15 protein-coding genes are annotated in these 17,996 nt (G+C 61.6%); 9 read left to right on the forward strand and 6 right to left on the reverse strand.

Features of this window, described 5'->3' with window-relative positions; genetic code table 11:
* Positions 1-22 precede the first annotated feature (22 nt).
* Together C266_RS24515 and C266_RS24520 are read right to left on the reverse strand one after the other, a co-directional pair.
* Positions 23-964 carry a glycine betaine ABC transporter substrate-binding protein gene (locus C266_RS24515; protein WP_010804033.1) on the reverse strand — a complete coding sequence of 314 codons (942 nt, stop codon included), beginning with the start codon at positions 962-964 and terminating at the stop codon, positions 23-25.
* A gap of 19 nt (positions 965-983) precedes the next feature.
* On the reverse strand, positions 984-1,718 hold the full coding sequence (locus tag C266_RS24520) for an ABC transporter permease (RefSeq protein ID WP_010804032.1): 735 nt from the start codon (positions 1,716-1,718) through the stop codon (positions 984-986).
* Between the two features lie 891 nt (positions 1,719-2,609).
* Here C266_RS24520 and C266_RS24525 point away from each other — a divergent pair.
* Entirely contained in the window at positions 2,610-3,977 is a 1,368-nt protein-coding gene (locus C266_RS24525; protein WP_010804031.1) for a diguanylate cyclase, read from the forward strand.
* A 48-nt stretch (positions 3,978-4,025) separates the two neighbouring features.
* Here C266_RS24525 and C266_RS24530 read toward each other — a convergent pair whose 3' ends face one another.
* Genes C266_RS24530 through C266_RS24545 form a run of 4 tightly spaced genes read right to left on the reverse strand, consistent with a single transcriptional unit; the run spans position 4,026 to position 9,236 of the window.
* Positions 4,026-4,445 carry a VOC family protein gene (locus C266_RS24530; protein ID WP_010804030.1) on the reverse strand — a complete coding sequence of 140 codons (420 nt, stop codon included), beginning with the start codon at positions 4,443-4,445 and terminating at the stop codon, positions 4,026-4,028.
* Entirely contained in the window at positions 4,445-5,989 is a 1,545-nt protein-coding gene (locus tag C266_RS24535; protein ID WP_010804029.1) for a SpoVR family protein, read from the reverse strand. The genes C266_RS24530 and C266_RS24535 overlap by 1 nt, the downstream gene beginning before the upstream one ends.
* Before the next feature lie 46 nt (positions 5,990-6,035).
* On the reverse strand, positions 6,036-7,298 hold the full coding sequence (locus C266_RS24540; protein ID WP_010804028.1) for a YeaH/YhbH family protein: 1,263 nt from the start codon (positions 7,296-7,298) through the stop codon (positions 6,036-6,038).
* 15 nt (positions 7,299-7,313) lie between these two features.
* Positions 7,314-9,236, reverse strand: coding sequence for a PrkA family serine protein kinase (locus C266_RS24545; RefSeq protein WP_010804027.1), 1,923 nt, complete (start codon positions 9,234-9,236; stop codon positions 7,314-7,316).
* Positions 9,237-10,379: 1,143 nt separating this feature from the next.
* Between C266_RS24545 and C266_RS24550 the strand changes: the two genes are divergently transcribed.
* From C266_RS24550 to C266_RS24585, 8 genes are all read left to right on the forward strand, one after another.
* Positions 10,380-11,195 carry a metal ABC transporter ATP-binding protein gene (locus C266_RS24550; RefSeq protein ID WP_010804026.1) on the forward strand — a complete coding sequence of 272 codons (816 nt, stop codon included), beginning with the start codon at positions 10,380-10,382 and terminating at the stop codon, positions 11,193-11,195.
* On the forward strand, positions 11,192-12,052 hold the full coding sequence (locus C266_RS24555; RefSeq protein ID WP_010804025.1) for a metal ABC transporter permease: 861 nt from the start codon (positions 11,192-11,194) through the stop codon (positions 12,050-12,052). Before C266_RS24550 ends, C266_RS24555 begins: the two co-directional genes overlap by 4 nt.
* 11 nt (positions 12,053-12,063) lie before the next feature.
* Positions 12,064-13,008, forward strand: a complete 945-nt coding sequence (locus C266_RS24560) for a metal ABC transporter substrate-binding protein (protein ID WP_010804024.1) — start codon at positions 12,064-12,066, stop codon at positions 13,006-13,008.
* Between the two features lie 199 nt (positions 13,009-13,207).
* On the forward strand, positions 13,208-14,551 hold the full coding sequence (gene miaB, locus C266_RS24565) for a tRNA (N6-isopentenyl adenosine(37)-C2)-methylthiotransferase MiaB (RefSeq protein WP_010804023.1): 1,344 nt from the start codon (positions 13,208-13,210) through the stop codon (positions 14,549-14,551).
* Between the two features lie 111 nt (positions 14,552-14,662).
* A complete protein-coding gene (locus C266_RS24570; RefSeq protein WP_144265921.1) occupies positions 14,663-15,721 on the forward strand; it encodes a PhoH family protein in 1,059 nt (352 codons plus the stop codon).
* Complete coding sequence (gene ybeY / locus C266_RS24575) at positions 15,718-16,260, forward strand: rRNA maturation RNase YbeY (RefSeq protein ID WP_010804021.1); 543 nt, start codon at positions 15,718-15,720, stop codon at positions 16,258-16,260. The genes C266_RS24570 and ybeY overlap by 4 nt, the downstream gene beginning before the upstream one ends.
* A 20-nt stretch (positions 16,261-16,280) precedes the next feature.
* Positions 16,281-16,958: a gamma-glutamylcyclotransferase gene (locus C266_RS24580; RefSeq protein WP_370855832.1), complete on the forward strand. Its 678-nt coding sequence runs from the start codon at positions 16,281-16,283 to the stop codon at positions 16,956-16,958.
* A gap of 162 nt (positions 16,959-17,120) precedes the next feature.
* Positions 17,121-17,996 carry an HlyC/CorC family transporter gene (locus C266_RS24585; RefSeq protein ID WP_036664329.1) on the forward strand — a complete coding sequence of 292 codons (876 nt, stop codon included), beginning with the start codon at positions 17,121-17,123 and terminating at the stop codon, positions 17,994-17,996.

Here is a 17,996-nt window from a genome sequence, read left to right on the forward strand (position 1 = left end):
GGGCGCAACGACAGCATTGCCATCACTGCACCAGCCCTTCCTGCTTGAGGAAGTCTCTCGCCACACGCGACACCGCCCGATGGTCGATGTCGACCTTCGCGTTCATGTTGCTCATGTTCTCGCTGTTGATCTTCGCGGACAGCGCGTTCAGTTCGTCGGCAAGCCCGGGGTTGGCATCGAGCACTTCCTTGCGCACCACGGGTGTGGCTGCGTATGCCGGGAAGAAGCCCTTGTCGTCGGCCAGCACCTTCAGATCGAAACCCTTGTTGCGGCCATCGCTCGTGTAGACGAGACCGGCGTCGATCTGCTCGTTTTTAAGCGCCGTATAGACGAGGCCCGGGTCCATCTGCTTGATGTTGGGCCGCTCGAGATGGAAGCCATAGAGTTGCTCCATCGGCTCGAGACCATCGGCGCGGCCGACGAACTCCATGTCGAAGGCAAACAACATCTTCGGATTCGCGCGGAATCTGTCGATGAGTTGCGAAACCGTTTCCACCCCCTCTTCGCGGGCGATCTTGCCCGGCATGGCGAAGGCATAGGTGTTATTGAGCGCCGACGGATTGAGCCAGACGATGCCGATCTTGCCATCGAGTGCTTTCACGCGTTCATAGGCCTGCTGCGAATCGAGCTTCTCGGTGATCTTGTTGTAGACGATCAGCGACGTGCCGGTGTATTCCCAGGCGATGTCGAGCTGCTTGCTCTCCAGTCCCTGGCGCATGACCACGCTGCCCAGGCCGTTCTTGAGTTCGACGTCATACCCTTTGCTGCGCAGGTACTGAGCGGTCATCTCGGAGAGAATCAACTGCTCGGTGAAGTTCTTGCCGCCGACGGTGAGCGTTGCGGCATTTGCGGTGGCGCTCGTGGCCATCACACCGAGCGCGGCGAGTGCGAGACAAGCCGCGCCCAGCAGCCGCATCCAGCGCGGCATGACACCGGCGAGCGTATGAGGAAATGAAACTTGCATGCTTGGGGTCTCCTTGGTCTTAGCGCGCCGGGGCGCCGTGACGTGCGAACCAGAGCCCGCTCGTGAAGGCAACGATGCCGTCGAGTACGAGTGCGAGCAGCGCAGTCCCGGCAGCGCCGAGAAGCAGCTTCGTCGGGTCGTTCAGATAAATGCCGGGGAAGATCAGTTGTCCCAGACTGTCAGCGCCGATCAGGAACGCGAGCGGCGCAGTGCCGACGTTGATCGCGAGGGAAGTGCGAATGCCACCGACGATGACCGGCATGGCATTGGGCAGATCCACACGGAACAGCACCTGCGCGGGCGTCATGCCCATGCCGCGTGCCGATTCCCGCAACGCGGGCGGCACTTGCCGCAAGCCTTCGTAGGCATTGCGCACGATCGGCAGCAGCGACGCAAGCCACAGCGCCAGAATGGCGGGCCGGTCGCCGATGCCGAGCACGGCCATCGACAATGCCAGCACGGCAAGCGACGGCAGTGTGTTGCCGATATTGAAAATCTGTACAGCGCGCTCGGCATGCTTCGCGAACTTCGGCCGCGAGATCAGCGCGCCAGCGGGCACGCCGACAGCAATGGCCATCGCCATCGATATCGCCACGAGCTTGAGATGCTGTTGGGTGTAATACACCAAGTCGCCCCGGTATTTGACAAGCGTGTCGACGCCCAGCCAATACACCAGGCCGGTAACGGCTGCGGCCACGCCGAGCAGCCCGAAGCCGGCCAAATAGAGAATGCGATACTGCTTCGCCACGTTCATGCTCCCTTTGAATGGGTTGGCAGCGCTGTCGCGAGGCAATAGCAGTCGCCCCGCGTGACAACGCGGTCAAACAAGCATGACAACTGTTAGCTGCCTTGCAAATTGTGAAGTGTTCGCTCCGAAGGTCTGTGGAAGACAACGGTGACGAACCAGGCGTCGCGAAATGCGACATGAGAGACGAGCTTTCGACGCTCTGGGCGCCTGGGCCTCTCGGTGCACGCTTATTGAAAACGCGCGAGTGTTTTACCGCACAAACTCATTGAGTGATGGAACCGGCCGCTGGCGCAATGAGGAACACCGGCGACGCTTTTTCTGCTGTTTCTATGGACCAATCACAGCGATTGGCTTTTTTAATTCTAGTACAGATAGTGCGTCGATGCCAACCCGCCAGCCGCTTTATCGCGATAAATCCCACGTATTTTCAGGAAAATTACATCACATATTCCTCATATAAATCGGATAACGAATTAATTGCACACTCGGCAATCCCCCGTCATCACAGGCGCCGCGGGTGTCTTGGGGGTCACGTCCCGAATTTCGTCATCTCGATATTTCGCACAGCAGATCGACGTGCCGCAGACATTATTGCCCCGCGAGGTAACAAGGTGCTTTCGCGCGCCGGAAAACAGTGCAAAAATCGTCTCTGATTCGCGCTTCCCGGCGGGTCGAACGGGAAATCGACGCCCTCCCTTCGAAACGGATGCCAACCCAGGGAAACTCGTGTATTCTCCAACGTTTATCTTAGTTTTCAACTATTTAGCGCGAAATCGGGGAACCGGGACGGTAACGTAAGGCGATGACCTTGCGGCCAGTCGCGGGGGCGATAGTTGAACGGTAAAAGGCAATCGTGCGCGAGGCACGCACGAGGTCGTTGATCGGCGAATAACAACTATGAAAAGTACCATCAGCCGTACCGAACAGGGCAATCGCGTTGCCGCGACCACGATCTTGGTGGCGTGCGCCGCGCTCACCCTCGCGGGATTTCTCGCGCGCGCGCTCGAAGGCGCGGTGAATCCGTTACTGACGTTCTTCCTCGTCTCGGCCGGCGGCATTCTCAATCTGTCGACGGCCTGCCTGCTCGGCGTGCAGTATCTCTACAACGGCAAACGGTACTTCGCGCAATTCGGATGCGCATTCCTGCTGCGCGGACTCTTCATGTTCACCGAAGGCGTGTTGCTTGCGAATCAGCTTGCCGGCATCACCTCTCACGTCACGCGCGCCCCCTTCTGGCTCTGGCTCGTCGCCGAAACCAGCTTCGCCGTGTACGTGATGCTGAGCGTGCGCAGTTACTCGCTCACGCGTACCGATCCGCACACACGTCCCGGCTATTCGGAAGCGGCGCGCTACGGTGCCGTCGTGCTCATCGTCTGGGTGACGGTATCGCTTGCGCTGGTCGGTGCCGGACACACGCTCGTTACGCCGCATCTGGCCGGCGGCATGAGCATCGAGACCCTCGCTCTCGGCGCGCTTTTCGTCGCCTACGTCGCGCTGTGGTGGCGAGTTGCGGCAGTCACCCGGCTGACGCACAAGCTGTTCTTGCTCGTGTGGGTGGTCGTCACCATCTCGCTGTGCCAATTGCTGCTCTGCCTGACTGCCCCCAGCGAAGCCTCTTACCAGTGGTACGCCGCACGCCTTCTTGCGTTGGCGTCGCCGGGTGTCGCAACACTCGCGCTCGTCTGGGAAATCACCCGGCAGTATCAGTCGCTCGCACTCACGAACACCGATCTGGTCGAGAAAGTCTTCATCGACCCGCTTACCCATATCTACAACCGGCGTTACTTCGACAACCGCATTCGCCTCGTCGTCGAGCGCGTTCAGCAGCAGGCGATTCCGCTGTCGGTGCTGCTCATCGACATTGATTTCTTCAAGCAGGTGAACGACCGCTACGGACATCCTTTCGGCGACGCCGTGCTCCAGCGCATCGCCAACACGATTCAGCATTGCATCCGTCTGCCGAGCGATTTTGCCGTTCGTCTGGGCGGAGAGGAATTTGCCGTGGTGCTGCCGGAGATCGACGAACACGCCGCGCTTCGCGTAGCCGACCGAATTCGCGAATCGGTCAAACACGCCAGCACGGAACTGCTACCGCAGACCGCGCGCGAGGAAGGCGAAGCGATCACGATCAGCGTAGGCATTGCGTCATGGTTGCCGGGAGAACCGCTCGTCATCAGCGCGATGCTCGAGCGCGCGGACAAGGCGCTTTATCAGGCCAAGCATAAGGGGCGGGATCAAAGCGTGCTAGGACAGATGGCGGCCTGAGCACGCGCTGACGCAGCGCGGCGAGGGGAGGCAGGCAGGTGCGGGCGCTCAGCGGTTCGGGCGCGACGGTGGGCCTTTGAGTTCGACAGTATTGCCGTCCGGGTCGACGAGATAGCACGACGGCCCCTCGCCGTGGGCACCGTAGCGTTGCACCACCTCGCCCAGCGTTACGCCATGCGAGGCCAGCCCCTGTCGAATGGCCTCATCGTCAAACGGCTCGACGCGCAGACAGAAGTGATCGAGATTGTGTCCTTCCGGACTGGGCGCAACACCGCCATGGCGGCCGATCTCGCCCGCGACGTCGACCAGATCGATCAGCGCATCGCCCGCGCGCAACTGCACCAGCCCGAGATCGGCCTGCACCCTCTCCAGCGTGCAGCCGAGAATATCCATGTAGAAATGCTGAAGCCGGGCGATGTCATTGGTGCGCAGCACCACGTGATCGAGCGCGACGAACGGAATCTTCATCACGCGCTCAACGCATAGCGCCGCCGCTTCTCGACCTTGGTCTCATGCGTCATCTCGCTGCGCCCATCTTCGAACACCGTCTCCAGCCGCACCGTGAAACCCCACAGCCGCGCTACGTGCTTGAGCACCTCCTCGAAGCCCTCGTCCAGCGGCTTGCGATCGCTTTGCACGTGCCGCAGTGTGAGCGAGCGATCGCCGTGCAGATCCACATGCGAGACCTGAATGTTCGGCTCTAGCTGACTAAGGTTGTACTGTTGCGCGAGCATCTCGCGGATTTCGCGATAGCCGGTGTCGTTGTGGATGGCGGTCACGCGCAGACGGCTGTCGCGGTCGTCATCGAGCACGGAGAACAACTTCAGATCGCGAATCACCTTCGGCGAGAGGAATTGCTGGATGAAGCTCTCGTCCTTGAAGTTGCGCATGGCGAAGTCGAGCGTCGTGAGCCAGTCGGTGCCCGCGATGTCGGGGGCCCACTCGCGGTCTTCGTCGGTCGGCGTCTCGCACATGCGGCGAATATCCTGGAACATCGCAAAGCCCAGCGCATACGGGTTCAGACCGCTGTAATACGGACTGTCGAACGACGGCTGATACACCACGTTCGTGTGTGCGTGCAGGAACTCCATCATGAACGAGTCGTTGACGAGCTTCTCCTTGTAGAGCTGCTGCAAGATCGTGTAGTGCCAGAACGTCGCCCAGCCCTCGTTCATCACCTTGGTCTGACGCTGCGGATAGAAGTACTGCGCGAGCTTGCGCACGATGCGCACGATCTCGCGCTGCCAAGGGGCTAGCTTGGGCGCGTTCTTCTCGAAGAAGTACAGCAGGTTCTCCTGCGGCTCGCCGGGGAAACGCGGGTCTTCCGACTCACCGGGGTCGAGCCCGTCGTCCTCGTCGTCATCGTGCAAGGCGCGGTGCGGCAACGTGCGCCACAGATCGTTGATCTGCAATTGCAGGTAGTTCTCCCGCTCTTTCTGACGCGCCTGCTCTTGCGCAAGCGACAGCCGCTTCGGCCGCTTGTACCGGTCCACACCGTAGTTCATCAGTGCGTGGCAAGAGTCGAGCAGCAACTCGACCGACTGCTCACCGTACCGCTGTTCGCATTCGGTAATGTAATTGCGCGCGAACAGCAGGTAGTCGACGATGGCGTCGGCGCTGGTCCACGTGCGGAAGAGGTAATTGCCCTTGAAGAACGAGTTATGACCGTAGCTGGCGTGCGCGATGGTCAGCGCCTGCATGGTCATGCTGTTCTCCTCCATCAGATACGCGATGCAGGGGTTCGAATTGATGACGATCTCATACGCGAGGCCCATCTGTCCCCGCTTGTAACCGCGCTCGGACGACAGAAAGTGCTTGCCATACGACCAGTGGTGGTAGCCAATGGGCAGCCCCACGGTTGCGTAGGCGTCAAGCATCTGCTCGGCGGTGATGATCTCGATCTGATTCGGATACGTGTCGAGCTTGAAGTCGGCCGCGATGCGCGCGATCTCGTGCTCATAACGTTGAATCAGTTCAAACGTCCATTCCGATCCGGTGGATATATACGCCATGATGCGTCCTCGTTGCCCTCGTTGGGGTATCGACGCGGGACCGTTTTCAGGCCGCCTTCTTCTTGAACAGGTCGTGCAGCACCGGATAGATCTCGGCGGCTTCCATGATGCGTTGCATCGCGAAATTCGGATGCTGCTGCTTGACCGACAGGTATTCGTTCCACAAGTTCTGTGGCTCGGCGCTGGCTACCTCCACATACGCGAAGTACTGCACGGCCGGCATGATCGTCTGATTCAGGATGTCGCGGCAGATCGGCGAATCCCCGTCCCAGTTATCGCCGTCGGACACCTGCGCCCCGTAGATATTCCAGTCGCTCGGCGAGTAACGATCCGCGATGATTTCCGCCATCAGCTTGAGTGCGCTCGAGACCACCGTGCCACCCGATTCGCGCGCGTAGAAGAAGTCGTCCTCGTTGACCTCTTTCGCCGTGGTGTGGTGACGGATCAGCACCAGATCGATGCGCTCATAGTTATGCCGCAGGAACAGATAGAGCAGCATGAAGAAGCGCTTGGCGAGATCCTTGCGGCTCTGATCCATCGAACCGGAAACGTCCATCAGGCAGAACATGACGGCCTGCGCCTGCGGACGCGGCTGCATGACCCGGTTCGAGTAGCGCAGATCGAGCTTCTCGATGTACGGAATCGCTTCGACACGGGTACGCAGATGCGTGATCTCGTGCGCCAGCGCCAACGCGCGCGGCGACGTATCGCCTTCGCGCGAGACGATGTCCGCGTATTCGGCTTCCAGCTCGCGCAACTGCTTGCGATAGGGTGCCGTGAGTGCGATGCGGCGCCCAAGCGAGCTGCGCATCGTACGAATGACGTTCAGGTTCGACGGCGTGCCGTCGATCGAATAGCCTGCACGGACCTTGCGGAACTCCGGAATCTGCGCGAGACGCCGCTTGGCGAGATCCGGCAGGGCCATATCCTCGAAGAAGAATTTCAGGAACTCCTCGCGCGAGAGGTTGAAAACGAAGTCGTCCTCACCCTCTCCCGAGTCGCTGGCGCGGCCTCCGCCGCCCCCCGCCCCCGACTGCGGACGCTCGAAGTTGTCGCCCACCACGAACTCGCGATTGCCGGGATGCACCATCTCCCGCCGCCCGCCGGGCCCGTGGTGGAACAACGGTTCCGAAATGTCCTTGACCGGGATCGAGACCTGTCCGCTGCCATCGATATCGGTAATCTTGCGCCCGCCCACCGCCTTCGCCACCGCGCGACGGATCTGATCGCGGTAGCGTTTGATGAAACGCTGCTGGTTGATGGCGCTTTTGTTCTTGCCGTTTTGCCGTCTGTCGATGATTGCTGACATAGTGGCCCCGATGATTTACGAGGATTTGCGCACGCGCAGATACCATTCCACGAGCAGGCGAACCTGCTTCGGGGTATAGCCTTTTTCCACCATTCGGTTGACAAAGTTGGCGTGCTTTTCCTGATCCTCTTTGGACGATTTCGCGTTGAACGAGATCACCGGCAGCAAATCCTCGGTGGTCGAGAACATGCGCTTCTCGATGACCGCCCGCAGCTTCTCGTAACTCGTCCAGAGCGGATTCTTGCCCGCGTTGTTCGCGCGTGCGCGCAGGACGAAGTTGACGATCTCGTTGCGGAAGTCCTTCGGATTGGTGATCCCGGCCGGCTTCTCGACCTTCTCCAGTTCGTCGTTGAGCGCGTTACGATCGAGAATCTCACCGGTATTCGGATCGCGATACTCCTGATCCTGAATCCAGAGATCTGCGAAATTCACGTAGCGGTCGAAGATGTTCTGGCCGTACTCCGAGTACGACTCGAGATAGGCGGTCTGAATCTCCTTGCCGATGAATTCGACAAACGGCGCGGTCAGATACTCCTTGATATAGGCGAGATAGCGCTTTTCGACTTCGCCGGGGTACTGCTCGCGCTCGATCTGTTGCTCGAGCACGTACAGCATGTGCACCGGGTTGGCCGCCACTTCGGTATTGTCGAAATTGAAGACTTTCGACAGCACCTTGAAGGCGAAGCGCGTGGACATGCCCGTCATCCCCTCATCGACACCGGCGTAGTCGCGATATTCCTGATACGACTTGGCCTTCGGGTCGATATCCTTGAGGTTTTCACCGTCGTAGACACGAACCTTGGAGAAGATGTTGGAGTTCTCGGGCTCTTTCAAACGCGTGAGCACCGCGAACTGGGCGAGCATCTTGAGCACGTTCGGCGCGCGCGGCGCGTTGGCGAGCGAGCTGTTCTTCACGAGCTTCTCGTAGATCTTCACCTCGTCGGTCACGCGCAGGCAGTACGGCACCTTCACGATGTAGATACGATCGAGGAAAGCCTCGTTATTACGGTTGCCCTTGAAGCTCTGCCATTCGGCCTCGTTCGAGTGAGCGAGCACGATACCGTCGAACGGAATCGCACCAAACCCTTCCGTGCCCTTGTAATTGCCCTCCTGGGTGGCGGTCAGCAACGGGTGGAGCACCTTGATCGGCGCCTTGAACATTTCGACGAATTCGAGCAGGCCACGGTTGGCCAGGCACAGACCGCCGGAATACGAGTAGGCGTCCGGGTCGTCCTGCGGATACTCCTCGAGCTTGCGGATGTCGACCTTGCCGACGAGCGACGAGATGTCCTGATTGTTCTCGTCCCCCGGCTCGGTCTTCGCAATCGCGATCTGTTGCAGCACCGACGGACGCACCTTCACCACGCGGAACTTGGTGATGTCGCCGTTGAATTCGTTCAGACGCTTGGTGGCCCACGGCGACGGAATCGTATTCAGATACCGCAGCGGAATGCCGAAGTCCTCTTCCAGAATCTTGCCGTCTTCCTCGGGCGAGAACAGGCCCAGAGGCGACTCGTGCACTGGCGATCCCTTCAGGCAATAGATGGGCACGTCCTCCATCAATGCCTTCAGTTTCTCGGCCAGCGACGACTTGCCGCCGCCCGGGGGCCCAAGCAGGTACAGGATCTGTTTGCGCTCTTCGAGCCCTTGCGCGGCGTGTTTGAAGAACGAGACGATTTGCTCGATCGTGTCTTCCATGCCGTAGAACTCACGGAAGGCAGGATAGATCTTGATGATCTTGTTCGAGAACAACCGCGAGAGCCGCGGGTCGTGGTGCGTGTCGATAAGCTCGGGCTCACCGATGGCGCTCAGCATACGCTCGGCTGCCGTCGCATACGCTGTCGAGTCCTTCTTACAGATCTCCAGATACTCCTGGATGCTGTATTCCTCTTCCTTGCGTGCTTCGAAACGTGTCGTGTAGTGGCTGAAAATATCCATATGCCTCACCCCCGCTTCATCGGAAAACATCGCAAAACGATGTCCGCTCTGTTGCCTAAGACCCGGATGACTGCGCAATGGTTTCGACCTGGCTCACTGCATGCCGGAGCGACTTTCGCGAAACCTTTCGCACTGTCCCCTCCCTTACATGAACGACTCAAAATCGGTTTAGGTTGACTTTAAACTTGTCACTGAAAATTGCAACCGTTAACTCATCATATGCACAAACAAAAAAACTGTCGCTAGATATTTTCCGCATCGCTAAGCATTGCCGACAACCCGCATTCCACAAGGGTTTTCGCCTCATCTACGCACTGCGCACGCAGATCAAAATACACCAGAATTCGAGCGGCTTTCCCTGCCCTCTCGCACGCATTGCGCACTCGGGTTTGTCTGCATTCCGAGGGGCTTCGAGACGCCGAAAATTAATTAAGGAATCCTACCTATCAGGCAGCGATTTTACCCAACGTTCAATCAATGTTTGCGGAAAAAAAGTGGGCTGCCCGACGACGTCGACGAATGCGAAGACGTGGGCGCGTGACGGCGTGCTTTCCTGTCGAGGCGACGCGACTGCGCGAAGTCGCGAAGGTCGTGCGATCATCACGCGTCGGCGCGGGGTGTCGCGGGCGGAAAGTCGAAGACGGCCGGTTATCTGAACGGGCGAACCTCCTCGGCAGAGACGGCTGCCGGTGGCGCCTCCCGGTCCCCTCTCCAGATACGCTGACTCGGGTCACCGCGCTGCACCATGCCACCGTCTCATCGATGCCTTGCATATTGCCGATCTCTGGAATGAAGCGAACAGCGTGCCAGTCGATCAGGCGTGAACCCATGTTACGCCGGTTCGCCAAAATGTGTTGCCTTGATATGTAACGCGTTGTGTCCCGGCAAGTTTCACACACGCTCTGCCCCGCCCGGCGCGCTCGCTCGATGCCAGCGGCGCCATGGGTCAATTCATGCAATAATGCAACCTTGTTGCATTTATTACACAGTTGCAATCTGTGTCTGGGCATCGCCCGTCTCACCCATGATCCGTTTTTCCGTTTGGCTCTACCGTCTCGCTGGCTGGGAACGAACGGCACTGACACTGTTCGTGCTCGTGCCGCTCTGGGCGCTCGTTTTCTGGGCGTTGCGAGGAGTCGCGTCATGATCGGCTGCCATGACCTCTCGGTTCACTTCGGGCCGAACACGGCACTGGAGGATGTCAGCGCCACGTTCGCCCCCGGCGTACTCTCCGCGGTCGTTGGCCCCAACGGCGGCGGCAAGACCACCCTGCTGCGTGCGCTCGCGGGCTTGCAGAAGGCGTCGAAGGGCAAGATCGTTTGCGACGGGCCGGTGGCCTATCTTTCGCAACGGCCCGAAACCGATCACCGGTTCCCCATGTGCGTCGAGGAATATGTGTTGACCGGCACGTGGCGGCGCACGGGAGACGCACGCCGCCTCGGACGCGGCGAATTCGACTGGGCTCACGACGCCCTCGCCCGCGTCGGCCTTGCAGACAAACGCGCTCAGCCTCTCGAAGTCTTGTCGGGCGGCCAATGGCAGCGCGCCCGCTTTGCGCGGCTGATCGTGGAAGACGCGCCCATTGTTTTGCTGGATGAACCGCTCACGGGAATCGATGTCCCGTCGGCGGAACTGTTACTCGCGTTGCTGGACCAATGGCGCAACGAGGGGCGCACCGTGGTCACGGTGCTTCACGACTTGCCGCTTGTGCTCGAACGCTTCTCGCATGTCGCCGTGATGGCCGGCCGCCTGGTGGCCTCGGGCACGCCGGCGCAGTGTCTGCATGGCGGACTGCCGTCTGCCGACATCGCCGGCGGCGGTACGCAGACGGGCCTGTGGGGCGCCGGGGGCTACACCGCCCGCGTGGCGGGCACGGCATCGGCATCCTCCAGCCTCCCCGCCTACGGTGGCGCACCGGCACCGGGTGCAGCCGTTACCCCGCGAGGCGGCCTTCGATGAGCACGATGCTGGATTGGCTCGTCGGCCCATTCTCGGAGTTCGACTTCATGCGGCACGCCCTCGTGGGCAGCCTCGCGCTGTCGATCGGGTGCACGCCGGTGGGCGTGTTCCTGCTGCTGCGCCGCATGAGCCTGATGGGCGATTCGCTCTCGCATGCGGTACTGCCGGGGGCGGCCGTCGGGTACTTGGTCGGCGGGCTGTCGCTGCCCTGGATGGCGGGCGGCGGCATGGTAGCCGGCCTGCTCGTAGCACTGCTCGCCGGGCTGTCGAGCCGCCGCACGCGGCTCGACGAAGGCGCGTCGTTTGCCGGCTTCTATCTACTGGCGCTGGCCGGTGGCGTGGTGATCGTCTCCAAATGGGGCAACAGTGTCGATCTGATGCATTTGCTCTTCGGTTCGGTGCTCGCGGTGGACGATCCGTCACTCATCCTCGTCGCCGCGATCGCGACCGTGACGCTCCTCTGGTTCGGGTGGCATTATCGCGGTCTTGTACTCGATAGCGCCGATCCGACCTTCCTCGGCGGGCAAGGCAAGAGCGTGATGCGCTATCACCTCGGCTTCACCGTGCTGACGGTAATGAACCTCGTAGCCGGCTTTCAGGCGATGGGCACGCTCATGGCCGTAGGACTAATGATGCTGCCGGCGGCCACCGCCCGGCTCGTCGCCCGCACGCTGCCGGGCATGCTGCTCGTGGCCTGGCTGGTCGCGAGCGCATCGAGCGTGATCGGGCTGCTGATTTCGTATTACCTGGCCTGTCCCTCGGGACCAGCCATCGTTTTGACGGCAGGCATCGCCTATCTGGGCGCACTGCTTGCCACGGCGGGCCACGCCAATGCGGCGAAGGCTCCGGCGCTTTAAGAGAGGAAAACATGTTCGGATTGGGTAAGTGGGGCAGCAACACGTCGGGTGGCAAATCGTGGCTTGGTGCAGGGCTTCTCGCCACAGTGTTCGCCCTGATGCTGGCGCTTGCCGGTCCGGCACGCGCGCAGGACACGCGCCTGCCCGTGGGCGCTAGCTTCAGCATTCTGGCCGACATCGTGAAGGTGGTCGGCGGCGACCGGGTCGACGTCACCACACTCGTCGGCCCCGATCAGGACACGCACGTCTATGAGCCGACCCCGGCCGACGTCGCCAAGATCTCCGGCACCAAACTCTTCTTCGTGAATGGCCTGGGCTTCGAGGGCTGGCTGCCCCGCCTGATGAAGTCGAGCCATTATCCCGGCACGCTCGTCACCGTCACGAAGGGCCTCAAGCCCCGCACCATGGTCGACGAAGGCAAGACCGTGACCGATCCGCACATGTTCCAGGACCCCGAGCGCGTGAAGGCGATGGCCGTCAATATCGCGACCGCCCTGTCGCAAGCCGATCCGGCGGGCAGCACCTACTATGCGGAACGTGCCAAAAACTATCAGGGCGCGCTCGACGACCTCATCACCTGGGCGAACAAGCAACTCGCGCCGATTCCACCCGCGCGCCGCGTGGTGCTGACCTCACATGACGCCTTCGGCTATCTCGGCCAGCGTTTCGGCATCAAGTTCCTCGCCCCGGAGGGGGTGTCGACGGAAAGCGAAGCCAGCGCCAAGGATGTGGCGAACCTGATCCGCGTGATCCGCCGCACGGGCATCAAGGCGGTCTTCATGGAGAACATCTCCAATCCGCGTCTGGTCCAGCGTATCGCCAAAGACGCCAAGGTGAAGGTCGACGGCAAACTCTACTCCGACGCCCTGTCGCAGAACCCGGAAGCCACGACCTACCTCCAGTTGTTCCAGCACAACATCCGCGCAGTCGCTGCCGCGATGAAGGACAACCACTAGTCTCGCCGCTCTCCCCCACGGTGCACGCGGTATAATGCGTGCACCACACACCGGCCCCGCCAAGGAGGTCCGGACAGGCCGGCCACGCCGGCTTTTGCGTTTGGAGCACCGCATTTTTCTCGCGGCCCGGCAAGACTGAACCCCTGAAACATCCAATACGGACGCCCCCAGGTTAACCACTGCGAACGGCGCACACTCAATGGCAAAGAAGATTTACATCAAGACGTTCGGCTGTCAGATGAACGAGTACGACTCCGACAAGATGGCGGACGTGCTCGGCGCCGCCGAAGGTCTCGAAAAGACCGATTCCCCCGAAGACGCCGACGTCATCCTGTTCAACACTTGCTCCGTGCGCGAAAAGGCGCAGGAAAAGGTGTTCTCGGATCTGGGCCGCATGCGCGCGCTCAAGGAAATCAAGCCGGATCTGGTGATCGGCGTGGGCGGCTGCGTCGCCAGTCAGGAGGGCGCCGCCATCGTGCAGCGCGCCCCGTATGTGGACGTGGTGTTCGGCCCGCAAACGCTGCACCGTCTGCCCCAGATGCTCGAAGCGCGCCGCAACACCGGCCGCTCGCAGGTCGACATCTCGTTCCCGGAAATCGAGAAGTTCGACCACCTGCCGCCGGCCAAGGTCGAGGGCGCGACCGCGTTCGTCTCGATCATGGAAGGCTGCTCGAAATATTGCAGCTACTGTGTCGTGCCCTACACACGTGGCGACGAAGTGTCGCGCCCGTTTGAAGACGTGCTGACCGAGATCGCCGGTCTGGCCGAGCAAGGCGTGCGTGAAATCACGCTGCTGGGCCAGAACGTGAACGCCTATCGCGGCCTGATGGCCGACGGCGAAATCGCCGACTTCGCGTTGCTCATCGAATATGTGGCCGAAGTGCCGGGCATCGAGCGTATCCGCTACACGACCAGCCACCCGAAGGAATTCACGCAGCGCCTGATCGATACCTACGCCAAGGTGCCCAAGCTGGTGAGCCACTTGCACCTGCCCGTGCAGCACGGCGCCGACCGCGTGCTCTCCGCGATGAAGCGGGGCTATACCGTACTGGAATACAAGTCGATCATCCGCCGTCTGCGTCAGGTTCGCCCCGACATGTCGATGTCGTCGGACTTCATCGTCGGCTTCCCCGGCGAGACGCAAGAGGATTTCGACAAGCTGATGGCGATGATTCACGAGATCGGTTACGACACGAGCTTCTCGTTCATCTACAGCCCCCGCCCTGGCACACCGGCCGCCAACCTGCCGGACGACACGCCGCGCGAAGTCAAGCTGCGCCGTCTGCAACACTTGCAGGCCGTGATCGAGGAAAACGCCGCGCGCATCAGCCAGAGCATGGTCGGCTCGCGTCAGCGCATTCTCGTCGAAGGCGTCTCGCGCAAGGACCCTAACGAGTTGCAAGGCCGCACGGAGAACAACCGCGTGGTGAACTTCCCCGTGCCCGAGGCGCAACGCGCCAGCCTGATCGGCCAGATGACCGATGTCGTGATCACGTTCGCCTACCCGCATTCGTTGCGTGGCGAACTGGTCACCACGCACTGAACGAAATTTGCGAATATGAACGGACCCGGCAGTCCCTGGCGCACACACCGCATCCCCGAGCCTGCCCCCGGCGACTCCATCGAACGACCTGAACAGGCACCCGACCGGATCTTGAAAGCACCCGCCCAAGAATTCACCGCCCCGCGCGACGACAATCGCCGTTTGGCCAACCTTTGCGGCCCGTTAGACGAGAACCTGCGCCAGATCGAACAGGCGCTCGACGTCTCGATTTCCCGGCGCGGCCATCGCTTCTCCGTTCGCGGCAAGAGCGCCGTGATCGCCACCCAGGCTCTCGAGAGCTTCTACAACCGCGCCACCGAACCGTTGTCCGTCGACGACATTCAGTTGGGGCTGGTGGAATCGCGTCAGGGCCTCGTGCCGACCGTGCGTCACGGCGACGACAACCCGTTTGCCGCTGGCGAGACCGAAGACGGCTCGCCCGTGCTGCACACGCGCCGCAGCGACCTGCACGGCCGCACCCCGGCGCAGCGCGATTACCTCAAGCAGATCCTCTCGCACGACGTCGCGTTCGGCATCGGCCCGGCCGGTACCGGCAAGACCTATCTGGCCGTGGCGTGCGCCGTCGACGCGCTCGAGCGCGACGCCGTCAAGCGCATCGTGCTCACGCGTCCGGCCGTGGAAGCGGGCGAGCGTCTGGGCTTCCTGCCCGGCGATCTCGCACAGAAGGTCGATCCGTACCTGCGCCCGCTCTACGACGCGCTTTACGACCTGCTCGGCTTCGACAAGACGCAGAAGTATTTCGAGAAGCAGATGATCGAAATCGCGCCGCTCGCGTATATGCGCGGCCGAACGCTCAATCACGCGTTCATCATTCTGGACGAGGCGCAGAACACCACGCCCGAACAGATGAAGATGTTCCTCACGCGTATCGGTTTCGGCAGCAAGGCCGTCGTGACCGGCGACACCACGCAGGTCGACCTGCCGCGCGGTCAGAAGAGTGGCCTGACGGAAGCGCAACTGATCCTGAAAAACGTTCGCGGCATCGCCATGACCCGCTTCACCAGCGTGGACGTGGTACGTCACCCGCTGGTCGCACGCATCGTCGAAGCGTACGACGCCCATACGCAGCATGCCGAAGCCGGGCTGGATCTGCCGGAATCGACAGAGCGCGAACGGCGCGACGGCCACGGGCCGCGAGGCAAGGCATGAGCGAGCGGGCTCCACGTTCGCCACGCCATGCGCTCACGTTGACCAGTCAGTTCGTGGCCGGCCCGGCGTTCGCCGCGCACAAGGCGCTGCTCTCGCGCACCGCCGTGCGCCGCTGGGTGCAGGCTGCGCTGCTGGCCGACGCCGAACTGACGCTGCGCTTCGTCGGCGCCGAAGAAAGCCAGACGCTCAATCGCGGCTATCGCGGCAAGGATTACGCCACCAACGTGCTCACGTTTGCCTACGCGCAAGACGAAAGCGATCCGGTGACCGGCGACATCGTGCTGTGCTGCCCGGTTGTCGAGCGCGAGGCGAACGAGCAAGGTATTTCGCTCGAAGCGCACTACGCGCACCTGATCGTGCACGGTGTGCTCCACGCGCAAGGTTACGACCACGAAGCGGACGACGAAGCGCAGGAAATGGAAGGTCTGGAGACGGAGATCCTCACCGGTCTCGGTTACGCCGATCCCTATGCGTCGGAAAAGTCTGCCCCCGCCACCTCAGCCAACATCAGGATGCCGGCCAAGCCGCGCCGCGCCTGACCCCACATCGTATGGACCGCATGCCCGATCGCCCGACCGACTCCGAGACGCCACCGGCCAGCGTGTCGAGCGGGCCGGGATGCACCACGTACCCCCCAGACATCGGATTGGGCCGTCACCTGACGCCGGACGAACTCTCGTCGTCGCTCGACGCGGCGCTAACCGGCTGGGATGGTCATCAGGATCTGTGGATCTTCGCGTACGGCTCGCTCATCTGGAACCCCGGTCTGCCCGTCGAGGAGAGCCAGCGCGCCCGCGTGTACGGCTACCATCGGGGGCTGTATCTGTGGTCGCGCGTCAATCGCGGCACCCCGGAACAACCGGGGCTCGTGCTCGCGCTCGATCGAGGCGGTTCGTGTGCGGGCGTGGCGCTGCGACTCTCGGCCGCCAAGGCGCGAACCGAACTCGAAACGCTCTGGTATCGCGAGATGGCGATGGGCTCGTATCGTCCGGCATGGCTCAACTGCGTACTCGCCGATGGCCGCACCGCCCCCGCCCTCGCGTTCGTCATGCGACGCGACGTGAAGAGCTACGCGGGCCGCCTGCCCGACGACATCATCCGCAAGGTCTTCGATCATGCGCAGGGACGCTACGGCACGACACGGGATTACGTCACCCGCACGGTCAAGGCGCTGCGCGAAGCCGGTATGCCCGACCCGGCGCTGGAAGCCATATTGCACCGCTGCAGTGCACGCTGAAATGCGCGGGAACGCCCGGTATGGCCTGAAATCCGCAGCATCGCGCGGCAGCAAACACCGAATGACGAAACGCTGCGGCCCTGTCGCGGAGATGCCGCACATCTGGTGTATCCTTGAGCTTCCTGTAACAGCTCGGCGTCCGCCCAACTTGGACGCGCCGTCATGAACGACCCTTATCCCAGTCGACCTGGTCGAAAAAACCCTGATAAACCTCGCTCTTTGCTCGAACGCCTCACCGATCTGATCTCCCCGGAGCCGGAGTCGCGCGCAGAGTTGCTTGAAATTCTGCAAGACGCCCACGCCCGTAACCTGATGGACGCCGACTCTCTGGCGATGATCGAGGGCGTATTCCAGGTGGCCGATCTGTGTGCACGCGACATCATGGTGCCGCGCGCGCAAATGGACGCCATCAACATCGAACAGACGCCTGAAGCCTTCGTCCCGTTCGTGCTGGAACAGGCTCACTCGCGCTATCCCGTCTTCGAGGGAAATCGCGACAACATCATCGGCATTCTGCTCGCGAAGGATCTGCTGCGTTACTACGCGAATCACGATTTCGACGTGCGCGACATGCTGCGCCCGGCCGTGTTCATTCCGGAGTCGAAGCGTCTGAACGTGCTGCTGCACGACTTCCGCGTCAATCGCAATCACATCGCCATCGTCGTGGACGAATACGGCGGCGTGGCAGGTCTCATCACCATTGAAGACGTGCTCGAACAAATCGTCGGCGACATCGAGGACGAATACGACTTCGATGAAGAAGAAGACAACATCATCGCCGCGCCCGACGGGACGTATCGCATTCGTGCGCTGACCGAGATCGAGCAGTTCAACGAAGCCTTCGGCACGCAGTTCCACGATGACGAGAACGACACGATCGGCGGTATGATCACGCACCAGTTCGGCCGTGTGCCGCGCCGCGGTGAGCGTATGCGCATCGGCAATCTCGTGTTCGAAGTCATGCGCGCCGACGGCCGTCAGGTCCACATGCTGCTGTTGCGGCGCGTGGAGCCGGCACCTGCCGTTCAGCCCGAGTAA

Source organism: Pandoraea sp. SD6-2 (assembly GCF_000389825.1).
GTDB classification, from domain to species: Bacteria; Pseudomonadota; Gammaproteobacteria; order Burkholderiales; family Burkholderiaceae; genus Pandoraea; species Pandoraea communis.

Coding starts and splice junctions, on each gene's coding strand:
- C266_RS24515 (WP_010804033.1), bottom strand. CDS start 964: ATGCAAGTTTCATTTCCTCATACGCTCGCCGGTGTCATGCCGCGCTGG.
- C266_RS24520 (WP_010804032.1), bottom strand. CDS start 1,718: ATGAACGTGGCGAAGCAGTATCGCATTCTCTATTTGGCCGGCTTCGGG.
- C266_RS24525 (WP_010804031.1), top strand. CDS start 2,610: ATGAAAAGTACCATCAGCCGTACCGAACAGGGCAATCGCGTTGCCGCG.
- C266_RS24530 (WP_010804030.1), bottom strand. CDS start 4,445: ATGAAGATTCCGTTCGTCGCGCTCGATCACGTGGTGCTGCGCACCAAT.
- C266_RS24535 (WP_010804029.1), bottom strand. CDS start 5,989: ATGGCGTATATATCCACCGGATCGGAATGGACGTTTGAACTGATTCAA.
- C266_RS24540 (WP_010804028.1), bottom strand. CDS start 7,298: ATGTCAGCAATCATCGACAGACGGCAAAACGGCAAGAACAAAAGCGCC.
- C266_RS24545 (WP_010804027.1), bottom strand. CDS start 9,236: ATGGATATTTTCAGCCACTACACGACACGTTTCGAAGCACGCAAGGAA.
- C266_RS24550 (WP_010804026.1), top strand. CDS start 10,380: ATGATCGGCTGCCATGACCTCTCGGTTCACTTCGGGCCGAACACGGCA.
- C266_RS24555 (WP_010804025.1), top strand. CDS start 11,192: ATGAGCACGATGCTGGATTGGCTCGTCGGCCCATTCTCGGAGTTCGAC.
- C266_RS24560 (WP_010804024.1), top strand. CDS start 12,064: ATGTTCGGATTGGGTAAGTGGGGCAGCAACACGTCGGGTGGCAAATCG.
- miaB (WP_010804023.1), top strand. CDS start 13,208: ATGGCAAAGAAGATTTACATCAAGACGTTCGGCTGTCAGATGAACGAG.
- ybeY (WP_010804021.1), top strand. CDS start 15,718: ATGAGCGAGCGGGCTCCACGTTCGCCACGCCATGCGCTCACGTTGACC.
- C266_RS24580 (WP_370855832.1), top strand. CDS start 16,281: ATGCCCGATCGCCCGACCGACTCCGAGACGCCACCGGCCAGCGTGTCG.
- C266_RS24585 (WP_036664329.1), top strand. CDS start 17,121: ATGAACGACCCTTATCCCAGTCGACCTGGTCGAAAAAACCCTGATAAA.